A 14,581-nucleotide genomic window follows, 5' to 3' on the forward strand; every position below is an offset into this window, starting at 1 on the left:
GTTTACGGCGTGCAGGTCGCAGGCGTTCCGGGCGTCTGGCCGGCCGCACAGGTTGGCAGGGGCGAGAGGGGCGTGGGGCCCGCCACGGGTGAGGACGTGGTGGGAGCAGGCGTGGGTGCCGCCGTCGTGGGCGCGGGTGATGGAGCGGTCGCGTAGATGACGGTAATCAGCGAACCCTTGGGCACCACGCCGGTCGGATTGAGCTCCAGGACGGTGCCGGGGGCGGCCGTCCGGCTCTCCTGCGGCAGGACCGTCACCTGGAGTCCCAGGTTGGCAAGGGACGTCCGGACCTGGCGGTAGTCCTTGCCGAGGTAGGCGGCCGGGATCACGTTGACAGTGTCCTGGGTGGGCTCGGAAGTAGGCGTCGGCGTCGGTGTGCTGCGCGTCTGCGTCGGCGTGGCTGACGCAGTGGTCCGCGTGGGCGTTGCCGACGACGGCGGCGCGCTGCTGGTGGTGATGCCGGATGTCGGGTTGCCGGAGGGCGAGAAGAGTCCCATTTGGTTCAGCAGGAAACCCACCAGCGCAAACAGGAGCAGCAGGATCAGGGCGACCAGGGGCCAGGTCCATGGACTGCGTCCCTTGCGCCGGGGCTCATCGGAGGGACCGTCGTCGTACGTTTCCTCCTCCTGGTCCCAGTTCCGCTCGGCAGCCAGCGCATCGGCCCGGGCCAGTGGCCCCTTGGGAACATCCCCGTCGGCGGAAGCGCCCGCGGCGCCCGCAGCCAGCCCGGCCGCGGCGCCCGCCGCGCCGGCACCCAGCACTGGAAGGGCTGATGTGGCAGCCGGAGTGGAGTCATGCTGGGCGCCAATGACTCCGGTGGGGGCAGTGGCAGTGTCAACGGGGGCCGTGATGGGCCCTGTGTCGGCGTCGAAAAGAAGCATGCCGGGAACGGCGGCGCGTGCTGCGCTGATGTCGCCGTTGCGGATGGCCTCCGCAGCCTCGGCCAGCCTGATGGCGTTGGCGGGACGGTCCTTGGGGTCCTTGGCCAGCATTGACATCAGGAGGGCCCGGACCGGGGCCGGCAAGGTCTCCGAAAGAGGCGGCGGAGCGTCGTTCACCTGGGCCAGGGCAATGGCGATCTGCGATTCGCCGGAGAAAGGACGGTGCCCGCTGAGGCACTCGTAGCCGATAACGCCGAGCGAGTAGATGTCCGAGGATCCCGTGGCGGTCTGGCCGGTCGCCTGCTCGGGTGCCAGGTACTGCGCCGTTCCCATGACCTGGCCGGTCTGCGTGAGGGGCACCTGGTCGGCGAGTCGGGCGATGCCGAAGTCCGTGACTTTGACCCGTCCGTCCGGGGTGATCAGGAGGTTGCCGGGCTTGACGTCGCGGTGGACCAGGCCCTGGGCGTGGGCGACGGCCAGGGCGCGGGCGGTCTGCGCAATGATGGACAGCGTGCGGTCCGGCGACAGCACTTGTTCGTGCTCGATGATGCTGCTCAGGGGCTGGCCCGGGACCAGTTCCATGACCAGGTAGGCCGAGCCTTCTTCTTCGCCGTAGTCAAAGACGTTGGCGATCCCCACATGGTTCAGCAGGGCAGTGTGGCGGGCCTCCGCACGGAAGCGCTGGAGGAATCCGGGGTCCCCCGTGTACTCCTCCTTCAGCACCTTGATGGCGACGATGCGGCCCAGGACGAGGTCTTTGGCTTTCCAGACTTCCCCCATGCCGCCGATCGCAATCCGCGTGGTCAGCTGGAATCTGCCGCCGAGGGTGATTCCGGTTGTAGGCCTCACTTATTCAACACCGCCTCAAAAATCTTCTTCGCGTTAGGACTGGTCAGCTGTGCGCCGGTGGTGATGTTCACGCCCTCCATGACGATCGTGACACTCACCTGCGGATTGTTTGCGGGCGCGAAGCCGGTGAACCAGGAGTTATTGGTTCCGTTCCCGAGCTCTGCGGTTCCTGTCTTGCCGGCCACCTGGACGCCGGGGACCGCTGCGCCCTTGGCAATGCCCTCGCTGACTGCGCTTGCCATCCACTCGGTGATCTGGCTGGCGATCTGCGGGGTGGTGGAGGTGCGCAGTTGCTGCGGCTGCGGTTCGTCGATGACACGAAGGTCCGGAGAGCGCAGGGTCTTGATGAGGTTAGGCTGCATCTGCTTGCCGCCGTTGGCGATGGCGGAGGTCATCATGTTGATCTGCAGCGGCGTGGCGCGGACATCCTTCTGTCCGATTGCCGACTGGGCAAGGCCGGGTGCGTCCAGGTTTCCGGGGAAACCATTGCCCAGCGCGTGGCCCAGCTTCAGCTGGCCGCCGACGTCCTCGCCGAAGCCGAACTTCTTGGCCTGGTCGGCGATGGCGTCGCGGCCAAGATCCAGGGCAATGCTGGCGAAGGGGGTATTGCAGGACTGCTGCAGCGCGAAGGCGAAGCTGGCGGTGTCCCTGGTGTAGCAGTTGCCGCCCGCGTAGTTGGGCAGTTTGTACTGGATGCCGTCAAAGGGCATCTCCGCCGGGTTGGGGAGGACACTCTCCTTGTTGTACTTGCCGGAGGCAAGCGCCGCCGCGGTGTCCACGAGCTTGAAGACCGATCCCGGTGCGAGCAGCTCGCCGGTGGGGCCGCTGACGTTCTGGTTCAGGTTGATGCCCGGAACCTTGACCAGCTCGTTCATGCCGGCGCGCTCCGCGGCAGCGTCCTGGGTGGCCACCACGTTGGGGTTGTAGGACGGCTTGGACACCATGGCCAGGATGGCGCCGGTCTTGGGGTTGGTCACCACAATCGAGCCGCGCTGTCCGTCCGGGATCAGGCTGTAGGCAAGCTTCTGGATCTGGGGGTCGATGGTGAGTTCCACGGACGCGCCCTTGGGCTGGTTGCCCAGGAAGAGCTGGCCCACCCGGTCAAGGAAGAGCTGGTCCGAGTTCCCCGCCAGTTCGGCGCCCATGGCCTGTTCCAGGCCGGTGGCGCCATAGTTCTTCGAGAAGTAGCCGGTGATTCCCGCATACAGTTCCGGCTGCGGGTAGGTGCGCTGGAACTTGCAGGTCTCCGAACCGGTTTCCACCGACTCGGCAACGGGGGTGCCCCCAACGATGATGGCGCCGCGGTCGTTGCAGTAGTTCTGCAGGATGGCACGCTGGTTCAGGGGGTTGGTCTTGAGGTCGTCGGCGCCTACCACCTGCACGTAGCTGATGGCCCCGAACAGCAGTGCAAACATGGCCACTGCGGCTACCCATGAATGCCGGATTGCCTGGTTCATGCCTGCTTCACCGCCTCGGTTGGAGTGTCAATGCCTGTTGCCGCTGCCGTCCCGGCCGGCGGCAACGGTGTAGTGTCCACCGGCCCGCGGGCCGCATGCGAGATCATCAGGAGCAGTCCCACAATGATCCAGTTGGCCAGAAGGGACGAACCGCCGGCCGCCAGGAACGGCGTGGTAAGCCCGGTCAGTGGAATGAGCCGGGTGACCCCGCCGATGACCACGAAGCACTGAAGCGCCACCGCGAAGGAAAGGCCGCAGGCGAGCAGCTTTCCGAACGCGTCCCGCGTGCCCAGGGCGGCGCGGAATCCGCGGGTGATCAGCAGCAGGTACAGCAGGACGACGGCGAACAGGCCGATGAGGCCCAGTTCCTCGCCCAGGGAGGCGATGATCATGTCGCTGTTGGCGAACGGGACCAGGTCCGGGCGGCCCTGGCCAAGGCCGGTGCCCACCAGGCCGCCGTTGGCCATGCCGAACAGGCCCTCGATGACCTGCCGGCTGCCGTTCTCGTAGACATCGGGGGAGAAGGCGTTGAGCCAGCCGTAGACGCGCTGCTGGACGTGGGAGAACACCTGGGCGGCCACGAAACCGCCGCCGAGGATCAGCGCCAGTCCAATCACCACCCAGCTGATGCGGCTGGTTGCCACGTAGATCATGACGATGAACAGCCCGAAGAAGAGCAGGGAGGAACCAAGGTCCCGCTGGAAGATCAGGACACCGATGCTGACCAGCCACGCGGTGATCATGGGGCCCATGTCCTTGAACCGGGGAAACTGCAGGGGGCCGATCTTGCGGCCTGCCAGCAAGATGAGGTCACGGTTGGAGGAAAGATACCCGGCGAAGAATATGGCGAGCGTAATCTTGGCTACTTCGCCCGGCTGGAACGTCATGGGGCCAACCCTGATCCACACCCGTGCGCCGAGGATTTCGCCGGCGCTGACTCCCGGGACCAGGGGCAGGATCAGCAGCAGGGCGGACGCAGCCAGGGAAATGAAGGTGAACCGGCGCAGGATGCGGTGGTCCTTCAGGAAGAACACGACGGCGATGGCCACCGCCATGGCGATGAGGGTCCACCGGAGCTGGTTGTTTCCCGTGTCCTCGCCCGGAGCATCCAGGCGGTGGATCATCGCAAGACCCAAGCCGTTAAGGGCGACGACAATCGGAAGTATTACCGGATCGGCATACTTTGCGCGGAAGCGCAGGACACCGTGGAAGGCCAGGGCTGCCGCTGCCAGCAGGCTGGACTGGAACCAGAAGTCGGAATCGAAGGCCTTCTCCTGGTCCACGCCCACCATCATGTTGGCGCCGATGCCAACGGCGAGGGCCAGGAGCAGGAGGGCAAGTTCAACGTTGCGGCGGGGCTTGGGCAAAGTGCTTACCTGGCTCATTTGGCCGCCTCGCAGGTGATAGTCGGAGTGGGGGACGGAGAAGCCGCGGAGGGTGCGGGCGCGGCGGCATCCGGTGCGGGCGGCGGAGCGGCTGCGCTGGCGGGCGGCGCTGCACTTGCCGACGTGCCTGTGCTTGCCGACGGGGCAGGCGCAGTGGCGGAGGCAGATGGCCTGGGGCACTCCTCCTCGGGGGAGGTTGTTCCCGTGAGCTCCAGGTTCTTGACGATCCGCTGCGCGTCATAGAGGTCATTGGCGGGGACGGTCTGGCGGACCCGTTGCTGCGAGAACGGCGGGAGCGAGTCCATGCGGATATCCGTCACAGCCTCAAGGGAGGACAGCTGGATGGGTCCCAACCGTTGGGAGACCCCGTTGTAGATGGCCACCCGGGAATCGAACTCGCCGACGTAGTAGCGGGTCTGGGTCCAGGCGTACCCCAGCCACAGGCCGACGGCAACGACAACCAGCACGGCGGCTGCAACGGACCAGGCCACCCAGCGGCGCGGACGCAGCGTCGGCAAAGTGTCCTCGGGATCGACGGCCGGTTCTGCCTTATGGGTGAGGAGCGTGGCTGCCCGTCGTGCCACGGTACGTCCGGCCACGGTGGGGATGGAGCCCGATTCGGCGGCGGCAGCGGCAGCACCCACCAGTTCATGCGGGCGGGAGGCAAGTTCTTCGCGGAGGACTTCAGCGGAAAGATGTTCGCCCAGGTGGGGGTCTGTACTGCCGGCCTCGGAGGAGCCGGCCTCCGGATCCCTGGTGCCGCCGACGGCCGTCTTCTTTTCGGGCGCCCGTTCCTGCCCGGCATCGTCAGTGGCTGAACCGGACTTGGCCGGTTCCGTCCCGCCGGCCGGAACAGGGGACGCGGCGGTGGCGCCTTGCCCGCCAGCTGCCGCGGCAGCGGACTTGCCGCCCTGCACCGGCGGAACGATTTCGACGGCGGCCGTGCTGACGTCGTCGGGCGTTTCCTCCACGATGTCCACCATGACCACGGTGACGTTATCCGGCGAACCGGCCTCAAGAGTCAGTTCAACGAGGGTGTCAGCGCATTCGTGCAGGTTGTGGGTTTCCCGGACCGTCCGCTCCACGGCGTGCGCGGCGACGTAGTTCAGCCCGTCGGAGCACAGCAGCCACCGGTCGCCGGGACGGGCGTCCAGGGTGTCCAGATCGAGTTCGGGGCTGGCATCGACGTCGCCCAGGACCCGCATGAGGACATTCTTGTGCGGGTGCGTTTCCGCTTCCTCAGGCCTGAGCCGGCCTTCGTCGATGAGCCGCTGTACGAAGGTGTGGTCCACGCTGACCTGTTTGAATTCGCCGTCGCGGAGCCGGTAGGCCCGGGAGTCGCCGATGTGCGCGAAGTGCAGTTTGCCGTCTGCCAGCAGGAGGGCCGTCACGGTGGTGCCCATGCCGGCCAGCTTGGGGTTGATGTGCACCAGTTCGGAGAGCAGTGAGTTGGCGGTCTGGATTTCGTCGGCCAGGATCGTCCCGGCTTCATCGCCGTGGTCGGGGCTGTCCAGGTGGATCATGTCCAGGACGGTCGCGGCTGAGGCAACGTCACCGCCCGCGTGGCCGCCCATGCCGTCGGCGACGACGGCGAGGTGGCGGCCCGCGTAGGCGGAATCGTCATTCTTCGAACGGATCCGGCCGACGTCGGACCGCGCCGCGAAGCGCATGATGAGGGGCCGCTGCGCCGGGCTGGAGCCGGTTGCGGGGTTTTCAGCCTCGGCCACGGTCACGGCCTCAATTCAATGACCGTCTTGCCGATTCTCACGGGGACCCCTGGCTCCACGGGCAGGGCACGGGTCAGTTGCTGGTCTCCCAGGTAGGTTCCGTTGGTGGAGCCAAGGTCTTCGATGAACCAACGGCTGCCCTGCGGGAAGAGCCGGGCGTGGCGGCCGGAAGCGTAGTCGTCTTCCAGCACCAGGGTGGCTTCCTGGGCGCGGCCCAGCAGGATGGGGCTGGCCGCCAGGGGCAGGGTCCTGCCCTTGAGCGGGCCTTCGACCACCACCAGTTGCCGGGCCTGCTGCTTTACGGGCTGCGGGGTCTCGGCAAGTTCCGGGTTCCGGCGGACCTGGCGGGCGGTGGGCACGCCGGATGCGGCCTTCCGGCCCAACATGAGGTCCCGGCGCATGGCGGAGACGATGCTGAAGATGAGTACCCAGAGGAGCAGCAGGAAGCCGAACCGCAGCGCGGTGATGGTCAGGTCGCTCATGCGTGGCCACCCGGGTTGGCAGGAAGCAGGCGGAAGATGATCTTTGTCCGTCCCATCGTGATGGTGGAGCCGTCTGTGAGTTCGATGCTTCCGGAGACCTTCTGCCCGTTGACGTAGCTGCCGTTGGTGGATCCCAGGTCCACGGCGCTGGTGGCGCCGTTGGCCGTTCGGATTTCCAGGTGGCGCCGCGATACGCCTGTGTCATCAATGTGGATGTCTGCCTCGGACGACCTGCCCAGGACGATGGACGGGGCGTTCAGCGAATAACGCTGGCCCTCGATGTCCAGCACAGGCTGCAGCCTCACGGGCGGCCGGCTGGGAGCTGCCGGCACGTTCGGCCGGGGCGGCGTGGCGCCGCCGGAGCCTTGGGACTTTTCGGTGGAGGAGGCAATTTCGAAATCACCGGGGCGGAGTGCCGTTTCGCGGCGGAAGGAGATCCGGACGGGCCCCTGGAGGGTGTAGCCCTGGCTCCGGACGTGGTTGATGACCACGTCGCAGAGTTCTTCGGCCAGCGGCGTGCCCCACTCCTGTGCGCGTCCGAAGTCCTCATCGCTGAGCTGGACGTCGAAGACGTTGGGCACCAGCGTACGTCCGGCCGCAATGGTGATCGCTTTATGGTCCACCTCGCGGCGGAGCCTGCTGGCGATCTCCACAGGTTCGACCTGGGCCTTGGAACCGGTGGAGAAGACACCGCGGACGGCCTTTTCAATGCCACGTTCAACCTTGTCCAGCAGACCCATGGTTCTTCTCCTTTCCCCCCGGTTCCGGGGCAGTAGTTGTTGCTGACCAGCACCTGCAGGGCGGTCCGGCACTGCGCGGCATGCCCGCCGGCAGCGGCCACTCCTACATCCGATACTACTGGGCACCCCTGCGAATGACCTTAATCCACAACGGCCGGGCGCCGGCAAAAGTTCAGATCTGTGACTGGTCCGGTCCCAACCCGCGCAAACCGGCGGCGGCTCCGGCCCTCCGTCTCCGGCCGGTGAGGCCCCTCTGTTATGCCGCCTTTAAGGGCATGGGGAAAGGGTGCCGGCGGCCAATTGGTAATTTGCGGCATCTGTCCGTTATGCTTGATCTCGCTGCTTTTACGAGGCGCGGAAACGGGAAACCGGACCGGCTGAGTGGAAGAAGTTGCGCGCGAGTGGCGGAACGGCAGACGCGCTGGCTTCAGGTGCCAGTGTCCGAAAGGGCGTGGGGGTTCAAATCCCCCCTCGCGCACGCAAAATGCTAAGGGCCCCAATCACACGATTGGGGCCCTTAGCTATTTAACACCGGCCTGGGTCTGGAAACGTCAGGGGCTTGTTCGCAGATCCGGCCCTCGAGGGCCTGGATCCGCGAACAGGCTTAGGACCCGGCGGTCCTGGCTGCGTCCTCCTGACTGGACGGGCGCGCCGACGCCTTGAACCGGCGTCGTGAGTTTGCCAGGTGGCAGCGCATGGCTGCCGCGGCCGCAGCCTCGTCACCATCTGCGATGGCGTCCCGGATGGACCGGTGCTCCAGCACCACCTGGTCGAAATGGTCCCGGGCGTAGTGTTCGACGCCGGTCATCAGGCGGGTTCGCGGCATGGCGATCATGGTTTGCCCCAGCGCCGCCAGGCAATCTGAGTAATAGGGGTTGCCGGATGCCGCCGCCACAGCGCGGTGGAACTCGAAATCCGACTTCATGGCGTGGGCAGGGTGGCCTGCGCTTTCGGTGAAGGATTCCAGTGCGGCGCTGACGGCCCGCAACTGGCGGTCCGTGCGGTTCCGCGCCGCCAGTGCGGCGGCTTCGGCCTCCACTCCCATCCGGAATGCCAGCAGGTGCAGCCGGTCCTCCGTGGTGGCCACCGGGCGGCCACCCGGCACTGCCGGGGGCACGTCGGTGGGGGGAGTGAGGGCGAAGCTTCCCCGCCCCCGCTCGGTTTCGACAAGCCCTTCGGCCTGGAGCCGGGTGAGGGCGGCACGGACGACCGTGCGGCTGACGCCAAAGTCGTTGATGAGCGTGTTCTCGCTGGGCAGCTTCTCGCCCGGCTGGATCACGCCGTCGACGATGCGGTTGCGAAGGTCAGCGGCAAGGTCCGCGGTGAGGTTCCGGCTCATGGCTCAAGATTACGCGCCGAACTCTACGCGCTCGGTGGTCCAGGCACGGGCCTGATCGCTGAGCGTGATGCCAAGGCCCGGGCGGTCCGGAACGATCATGCGGCCGTCTTTGGTTTCCAGCCGTTCATTGAACAGCGGGTCCAGCCAGTCGAAGTGCTCCACCCAGGGTTCACGGGGGTAGGCCGCCGCGAGGTGGAGGTGGATTTCCATGGCGAAGTGCGGTGCCAGGCCCAGCCCGCGTTCGTCTGCGAGGGCGGCGAGGCGCAGGAACTGGGTGATGCCGCCCACGCGCGGGGCGTCGGGCTGGATGATGTCGCAGCCATTGGCGGTGATCAAGCCCTTGTGCTCGGCCACGGACGCCAGCATCTCGCCGGTGGCAATGGGCGTGTCCAGGACCTGTGCCAGATGGGCATGGCCTTCGAAGTCGTAGGCGTCCAGGGGCTCCTCGATCCAGACCAGGTCGAATTCCTCGAGGCGGCGGCCCATCCGCAAGGCGGTGGCACGGTCCCATTGCTGGTTTGCGTCCACCATGAGCGGCACGTCCCAGCCGATGTGTTCGCGGATCCCTGCCACGCGGCGGAGGTCTTCCTTGCTGTCGGGAAGGCCAACCTTGATTTTGATGCCACCGATGCCTTCCTCGACGGACTGCGTGGCCCGGGCCTTAACTTCGTCCAGGGTGGCATTCAGGAAGCCGCCGGAGGTGTTGTACGTCCGGACGGAGTCGCGGTATGAGCCCAGGAACTTCGCCAGCGGCAGGCCTGCGCGCTTGGCCTTGAGGTCGTACAAAGCAATGTCGACGGCGGCGAGAGCCTGGGTGGCGACGCCGGACCGGCCCACCGAGGCACCTGCCCACAGGAGCTTGGTGTAGATCTTCGCGATGTCGTTGGGGTCCTCGCCGATGAGGCCTTCGGCGACTTCCTTGGCGTGGGCGTACTGCGCCGGGCCGCCCGCGCGCTTGGAGTAGCTGAAGCCGATGCCGGAGTGGCCCAGCTCCGTGGTGATCTCCGCGAACAGGAAGACCACCTCGGTCATGGGCTTCTGCCGCCCGGTGAAGACCTTGGCGTCGCTGATGGGAACGGCGAGGGGAAGGCGGGCGGTGGACAGTTTGACGTGCCGGATCAGATCAACGGTGCTCATAAGTTCTCCTGGAGGCGGGATAGGGCTCCTTCGCCCCACCTGCTTAGGATATAAGTATCAGACTTGTATTACAAGTACATCCGCCGGAGGTGTGGTGCGACACTCCCGGGCCGGAGCAGGAATAGTGGCGGACCGCTGCGCCGTTGTCGCAGGCATGAAGGCAATTACCTACAGCGAATACGGAAGCCCGGACGTCCTTGAATTGACCGAGAGGCCGATGCCGAAGGTGGGGCCGGGGATGGTCCTGGTCAAAGTGAAGGCAGCCTCGGTGAACCCCGTGGACTGGAAGATCATGGCCGGTTACCTGGATGCGGCAATGGACCTGCAGTTTCCCGCGATCCCGGGATGGGACGTGGCGGGGGTCGTCGAGTCGGTGGGGATCGACGCCCGGGCGTTCCAGCCCGGTGACGAGGTCATTGCCTACGGCCGGAAAGACTATGTCCATGGCGGAAGTTTTGCCGAGTACATCGCATTGCCGGAACGGCTGCTGGCCCGCAAGCCCGAGTCTCTGGGATGGAACGAATCGGCGGGGCTTCCGCTGGCCGGACTGACTGCTTACCAGGTCCTGAACCGCCTGGGCCTCGCGTCCGGTGAGACTGTCCTTATCCACGGTGGCGCCGGTGGAGTGGGGTCGCTGGGCATCCAGATTGCGGTGGCACTGGGTGCGAAGGTCATTGCAACGGCCTCCGAAAAGAACCATGAATTCCTCCGCTCCTTGGGGGCCGAGCCGGTTGCCTATGGGGAAGGACTCGTGGAGCGTGTTCGTGCATTGCGTCCCGCCGGCGTGGAGGTCGTTGCCGACTTCGCTGGAGGCAATCTTGAGGCGACGCTGGCCGTACTGGCTGAAGGGGGCAGGCATGCATCCATCGCCGACAGCGAAGTGGAGGAGCACGGCGGCACCTGGATGTGGGTCAGTCCGGTGGGAGCAGACCTGCAGGAGCTCGCCGGGTTGGTGGACCGGAACAACATCAGGGTAGAGGTTGCCAAGGTTCTTCCGTTGGCTCAGTCCGCGGAGGCTTTCCGCCTGAACATGGAGGGCCATACCCGGGGCAAGATCGTGGTGGCCGTGGACGGAGAAGCCTGATTCAGGGCTTTTGCGGCACGGCTGCCAGCGCTATGAACCGGATGTGGCGTCCTGTGTTCGCAGAGCCCCCAGCCCGGAGATCAGCGCATCAAGCCCCAGGCTGAAGGCGGTGTCGGCAGGTCGGCCACGCTCCCGGCCGGCTGCCGAACTGCGCACCGCGGCGGAGAAGTTGGGGGTGGAGCCGGCCATGGAGCCGGAATCGAAAATGTCCTCCGGAGCGGTGACGTCGTAAGCGGAGCCGAAGATGAAGGACTCCAGCGCCACGATGGCGGGGATGATGCGCTCCTGGGGGAAGCCGGCGTCGAGGAACCCCTTGCTCACGGTTTCGTACATGGCAAGGGTCTGCGGCGCGTCCGTCACGGGCAGGACGGCGATCACGGGAATCAGCGGTGTGTGCTCGGCGAAGACATCCCGGTAGCTCCACGCCCAGGTCCGGACGGCGTCCTCCCAGCTCCCGCCGCCGAAACCCGTAACGTCCACCAGGGACATCAGGTGGTCCTCCACCAGCAGCAGGACGTCCTGCTTTGATGCCACATGGTTGTAGAGGGCGGAGGGAGCGACGTCCAGCACCTTTGCCAGGGCGGCCATGGTCAGCCCGTCATATCCCTTGCGGCTGATCAGTTCCAGTGCGGCTTCGGTAATTCCGGACTTGGCCAGCACGGCCGCAGACGGCCTGCCTGCCCGCCTCCTTTGTGCTCCGCCGTTGCTGGTGGAGCGTCCCTGTGCGGCTGATACTGCCGGCATTGCTGCCCTTTCGTCGATGTCCCCTGCATTATTCCACCCGGCACTTCCCCTCCCGGCAGGCACCCGCTATAGTTCTCATAAATGAATGGCATTCATTTAGTGGTCCCCGTCACTAAGGGGCCCAGAGAGGACATCATGCTGAACCTGAACCGCGACGTCGTGGTCGTCGGAGCCGGGCCGTCCGGACTCACCGCCGCCCGCGAACTGAAAAAGGCCGGCCTCACGGTCGCCGTGCTCGAGGCCCGTGACCGCGTGGGCGGCCGCACCTGGACCGACACGGTGGACGGTGCCATGCTCGAAATCGGCGGCCAGTGGGTTTCCCCGGACCAGACCGTACTCCTGGACCTGCTCCAGGAGCTGAACCTGGAAACGTACCCGCGCTACCGCGAAGGGGAGTCCATCTACATCGGCGCGGACGGCGCACCCGTGCGCTATACGGGTGACACGTTCCCGGTGGATCCGGACACCGCCGTCGAAATGGACCGCCTGGTGGCTCTGCTGGACGGCCTTGCGGCGGAAATCGGCCCCACAGAGCCCTGGGCGCATCCCAAGGCGCGTGAACTGGACACCATTTCCTTCCATCACTGGCTCCGGCAGAACTCGGGCAACGAGGAAGCATGCAAGAACATTGGCCTCTTTATCGCCGGCGGCATGCTGACCAAGCCGGCCCACGCCTTCTCTGCCCTGCAGGCCGTCCTGATGGCAGCCTCCGCAGGTTCGTTCACCCACCTGACGGACGAGGATTTCATCCTGGACCGCCGCGTGGTGGGCGGAATGCAGCAGGTCTCGCTGCTGCAGGCGCAGCAGCTGGGTGACGACGTAATCCTTAACTCCCCGGTGCGCACCGTCAACTGGGAGCCGGATTCCGACGGCGGCCACCGGGTCACCGTTGAATCCGACCGGGCCACGGTCAACGCCCGGTTTGTGATCATGGCCGTACCGCCGAACCTCTACTCCCGCGTCTCCTTCAACCCGCCGCTGCCGCGCCGCCAGCACCAGATGCACCAGCACCAGTCCCTGGGCCTGGTGATCAAGGTGCACGCCGTCTACAGCACGCCCTTCTGGCGGGACAAGGGACTCTCCGGCACCTGCTTCGGGGCGGACGCCCTGGTCCAGGAGGTCTACGACAACACCAACCACGGCGATCCGCGCGGCACCCTGGTGGGCTTCGTGTCGGATGAGAAGGCGGACGCCGTCTTCGAACTCAGCGCCGAAGAACGCCGGAAGGCCATCCTGGAATCGATCGCCGGCTACCTTGGCGACGAGGCCCTGGCGCCGGAGGTCTACTACGAGTCCGACTGGGGCTCGGAGGAGTGGACCCGCGGCGCCTACGCCGCCAGCTACGACCTGGGCGGACTGCACCGTTACGGCAAGGACCAGCATGCACCCGTGGGCCCCATCTACTGGTCATCGTCCGACCTTGCTGCCGAGGGCTACCAGCACGTGGACGGCGCGGTCCGCATGGGCCGGATTACCGCTGCACGCATCGCCGAGGTGGCAAAGGTGCCGGTGGCCGCCGGCTGGTAAATAAGCATGCTTACTAATAGGCTGGCGGCGGGGAGCGTCCCCGACTTTCGACGAACGAGGTGAGGCATGACTGACGCCCAGAGCATCAGCAAGGTTACTGAGATCATCAACGATTCCAGGATCGGGATGGTCACCACCATCAACGAAGAAGGCGCCCTCGTCAGCCGGCCGCTGGCCGTCCAGGAGGTAAAGGACGACGGCGACATGTGGTTCTTCACCGGCCTTGGCACTTCCCAGGTTGCGCATGTCCGGGCTGATCCGCGCGTGAACGTCGCCTTTGGCAGGAAGACCGAATGGGTTTCCGTGGCCGGGACCGCCGAAGTGGTCACAGACCGGGCAAAAATCCGTGAACTGTGGAACCAGGCGGTTGAAGCCTGGTTCCCTGATGGCCCGGATACCCCCGAGGTGTGCCTGCTGCGCGTCGATTCGGATTCTGCCGAGTACTGGACCAGCCCCGGCGGCACGGCCGCCACGGTGCTGCAGTGGGTGAAGGCAAAGGTCACCAACAGCCGGATGAGTGTCGGTGAAAGCGGCACCGTGGAGCTGTAGTTCCCGGGAGCGCCGGGTAAGCGAACGGGGCGGAGCGGCTAGGGCTGCTCCGCCCCTTTCAGTGCCTGCAAGACCGCCGGAAACAGTACGCCGTTCCTTCCCCAGACCGGATCCAGGATTTCCACGTACCAGGAGTCGGCCAGGAGCAGGGCCAGGGCATCATTGGTTTCCTCTGCCCAGTCCCGGATCTGTTCCTCCTCAACGGGGTTCTCGCTGGAGCCGAGCACGGTGGTGACTTCCGATCCGGCAAGGGTTACCGGGATGGCTGCACTGCTTGCCTCGCCCGGTGCATGTGCCACGGTCACCAGTTCGGTGCGGGTGGACAGCGCCAGCAGTTCACCGGCGGTGGCGGCGCTGCAGAATCCGGTGACGTACTCCCGTTGGGCCGCGGCCCCGTTACGGATGCCGGGCTGGGATTCCTTGGTGAACAACCCGTGACGGTTCAGCTCTGCCAAGTCTGTGGCGATGGGTTTGGTCTCGTCGTCGGAGCCCGGCGCAAAGTGTCCAGGCTGGTAAGAACTCCCGCCCTCCAGCCACCGGGCAGTCAGTTCGCCGGCCGCTTCCAGTGTGGTGGCCTGCCGCCAGACTCCGCGGTCCTCCAGCAGGCGGCCATACTGATCGTGGACAGGCAGTTCCTCAGGCTTCATCCTGGGATGCTACCGCCGGGCTCTCCGCTGATC

Annotated in this window: 13 protein-coding genes and 1 tRNA gene; 4 read left to right on the top strand and 10 right to left on the bottom strand. The window is 66.1% G+C overall.

Translation table 11 applies throughout. The features are described from left to right. Positions 1 to 2: 2 nt before the first annotated feature. Genes LDO14_RS00120 through LDO14_RS00145 form a run of 6 tightly spaced genes read right to left on the bottom strand, consistent with a single transcriptional unit; the run spans position 3 to position 7,521 of the window. Positions 3 to 1,730, bottom strand: coding sequence for a protein kinase (locus tag LDO14_RS00120; RefSeq protein ID WP_223993199.1), 1,728 nt, complete (start codon positions 1,728 to 1,730; stop codon positions 3 to 5). Further along, positions 1,727 to 3,187: a penicillin-binding protein 2 gene (locus tag LDO14_RS00125; protein ID WP_018769898.1), complete on the bottom strand. Its 1,461-nt coding sequence runs from the start codon at positions 3,185 to 3,187 to the stop codon at positions 1,727 to 1,729. The genes LDO14_RS00120 and LDO14_RS00125 overlap by 4 nt, the downstream gene beginning before the upstream one ends. Beyond that, on the bottom strand, positions 3,184 to 4,572 hold the full coding sequence (locus LDO14_RS00130; RefSeq protein ID WP_223993200.1) for an FtsW/RodA/SpoVE family cell cycle protein: 1,389 nt from the start codon (positions 4,570 to 4,572) through the stop codon (positions 3,184 to 3,186). The genes LDO14_RS00125 and LDO14_RS00130 overlap by 4 nt, the downstream gene beginning before the upstream one ends. Further along, complete coding sequence (locus LDO14_RS00135) at positions 4,569 to 6,242, bottom strand: PP2C family serine/threonine-protein phosphatase (RefSeq protein ID WP_155845571.1); 1,674 nt, start codon at positions 6,240 to 6,242, stop codon at positions 4,569 to 4,571. The genes LDO14_RS00130 and LDO14_RS00135 overlap by 4 nt, the downstream gene beginning before the upstream one ends. Before the next feature lie 59 nt (positions 6,243 to 6,301). Continuing rightward, a complete protein-coding gene (locus LDO14_RS00140) occupies positions 6,302 to 6,781 on the bottom strand; it encodes an FHA domain-containing protein (RefSeq protein ID WP_018769901.1) in 480 nt (159 codons plus the stop codon). Further along, complete coding sequence (locus LDO14_RS00145) at positions 6,778 to 7,521, bottom strand: DUF3662 and FHA domain-containing protein (protein ID WP_018769902.1); 744 nt, start codon at positions 7,519 to 7,521, stop codon at positions 6,778 to 6,780. Before LDO14_RS00145 ends, LDO14_RS00140 begins: the two co-directional genes overlap by 4 nt. Positions 7,522 to 7,916: 395 nt before the next feature. Here LDO14_RS00145 and LDO14_RS00150 point away from each other — a divergent pair. Beyond that, positions 7,917 to 7,999: transfer RNA gene (locus tag LDO14_RS00150), tRNA-Leu, on the top strand. Positions 8,000 to 8,125: 126 nt separating this feature from the next. Here LDO14_RS00150 and LDO14_RS00155 read toward each other — a convergent pair. Next, positions 8,126 to 8,860 (bottom strand): FCD domain-containing protein, encoded by a 735-nt coding sequence (locus LDO14_RS00155; RefSeq protein ID WP_018769903.1) that lies wholly within the window; start codon positions 8,858 to 8,860, stop codon positions 8,126 to 8,128. Between the two features lie 9 nt (positions 8,861 to 8,869). After that, on the bottom strand, positions 8,870 to 9,997 hold the full coding sequence (locus tag LDO14_RS00160; RefSeq protein WP_018769904.1) for a mandelate racemase/muconate lactonizing enzyme family protein: 1,128 nt from the start codon (positions 9,995 to 9,997) through the stop codon (positions 8,870 to 8,872). A 154-nt stretch (positions 9,998 to 10,151) separates the two neighbouring features. On the opposite strand from LDO14_RS00160, the gene LDO14_RS00165 reads away from it, so the two are divergent. Further along, on the top strand, positions 10,152 to 11,081 hold the full coding sequence (locus LDO14_RS00165; RefSeq protein WP_043425038.1) for an NADP-dependent oxidoreductase: 930 nt from the start codon (positions 10,152 to 10,154) through the stop codon (positions 11,079 to 11,081). 30 nt (positions 11,082 to 11,111) lie between these two features. Here LDO14_RS00165 and LDO14_RS00170 read toward each other — a convergent pair whose 3' ends face one another. Beyond that, positions 11,112 to 11,825, bottom strand: a complete 714-nt coding sequence (locus tag LDO14_RS00170; RefSeq protein ID WP_026265867.1) for a TetR family transcriptional regulator — start codon at positions 11,823 to 11,825, stop codon at positions 11,112 to 11,114. Between the two features lie 135 nt (positions 11,826 to 11,960). Here LDO14_RS00170 and LDO14_RS00175 point away from each other — a divergent pair, with 135 nt between their 5' ends. Beyond that, the gene (locus LDO14_RS00175; protein WP_018769907.1) at positions 11,961 to 13,352 is read left to right on the top strand and encodes an NAD(P)/FAD-dependent oxidoreductase; all 1,392 of its coding nucleotides are present in this window, start codon (positions 11,961 to 11,963) and stop codon (positions 13,350 to 13,352) included. 66 nt (positions 13,353 to 13,418) lie between these two features. After that, positions 13,419 to 13,901, top strand: a complete 483-nt coding sequence (locus tag LDO14_RS00180) for a pyridoxamine 5'-phosphate oxidase family protein (RefSeq protein WP_018769908.1) — start codon at positions 13,419 to 13,421, stop codon at positions 13,899 to 13,901. A 38-nt stretch (positions 13,902 to 13,939) separates the two neighbouring features. Here the strand turns inward: LDO14_RS00180 and LDO14_RS00185 are convergent, their stop codons facing one another. Then, entirely contained in the window at positions 13,940 to 14,548 is a 609-nt protein-coding gene (locus LDO14_RS00185; protein WP_018769909.1) for a hypothetical protein, read from the bottom strand. Between the last annotated feature and the right edge of the window lie 33 nt (positions 14,549 to 14,581).

The organism is Arthrobacter sp. NicSoilB11, from assembly GCF_019977375.1.
Classification (GTDB): domain Bacteria; phylum Actinomycetota; class Actinomycetes; order Actinomycetales; family Micrococcaceae; genus Arthrobacter.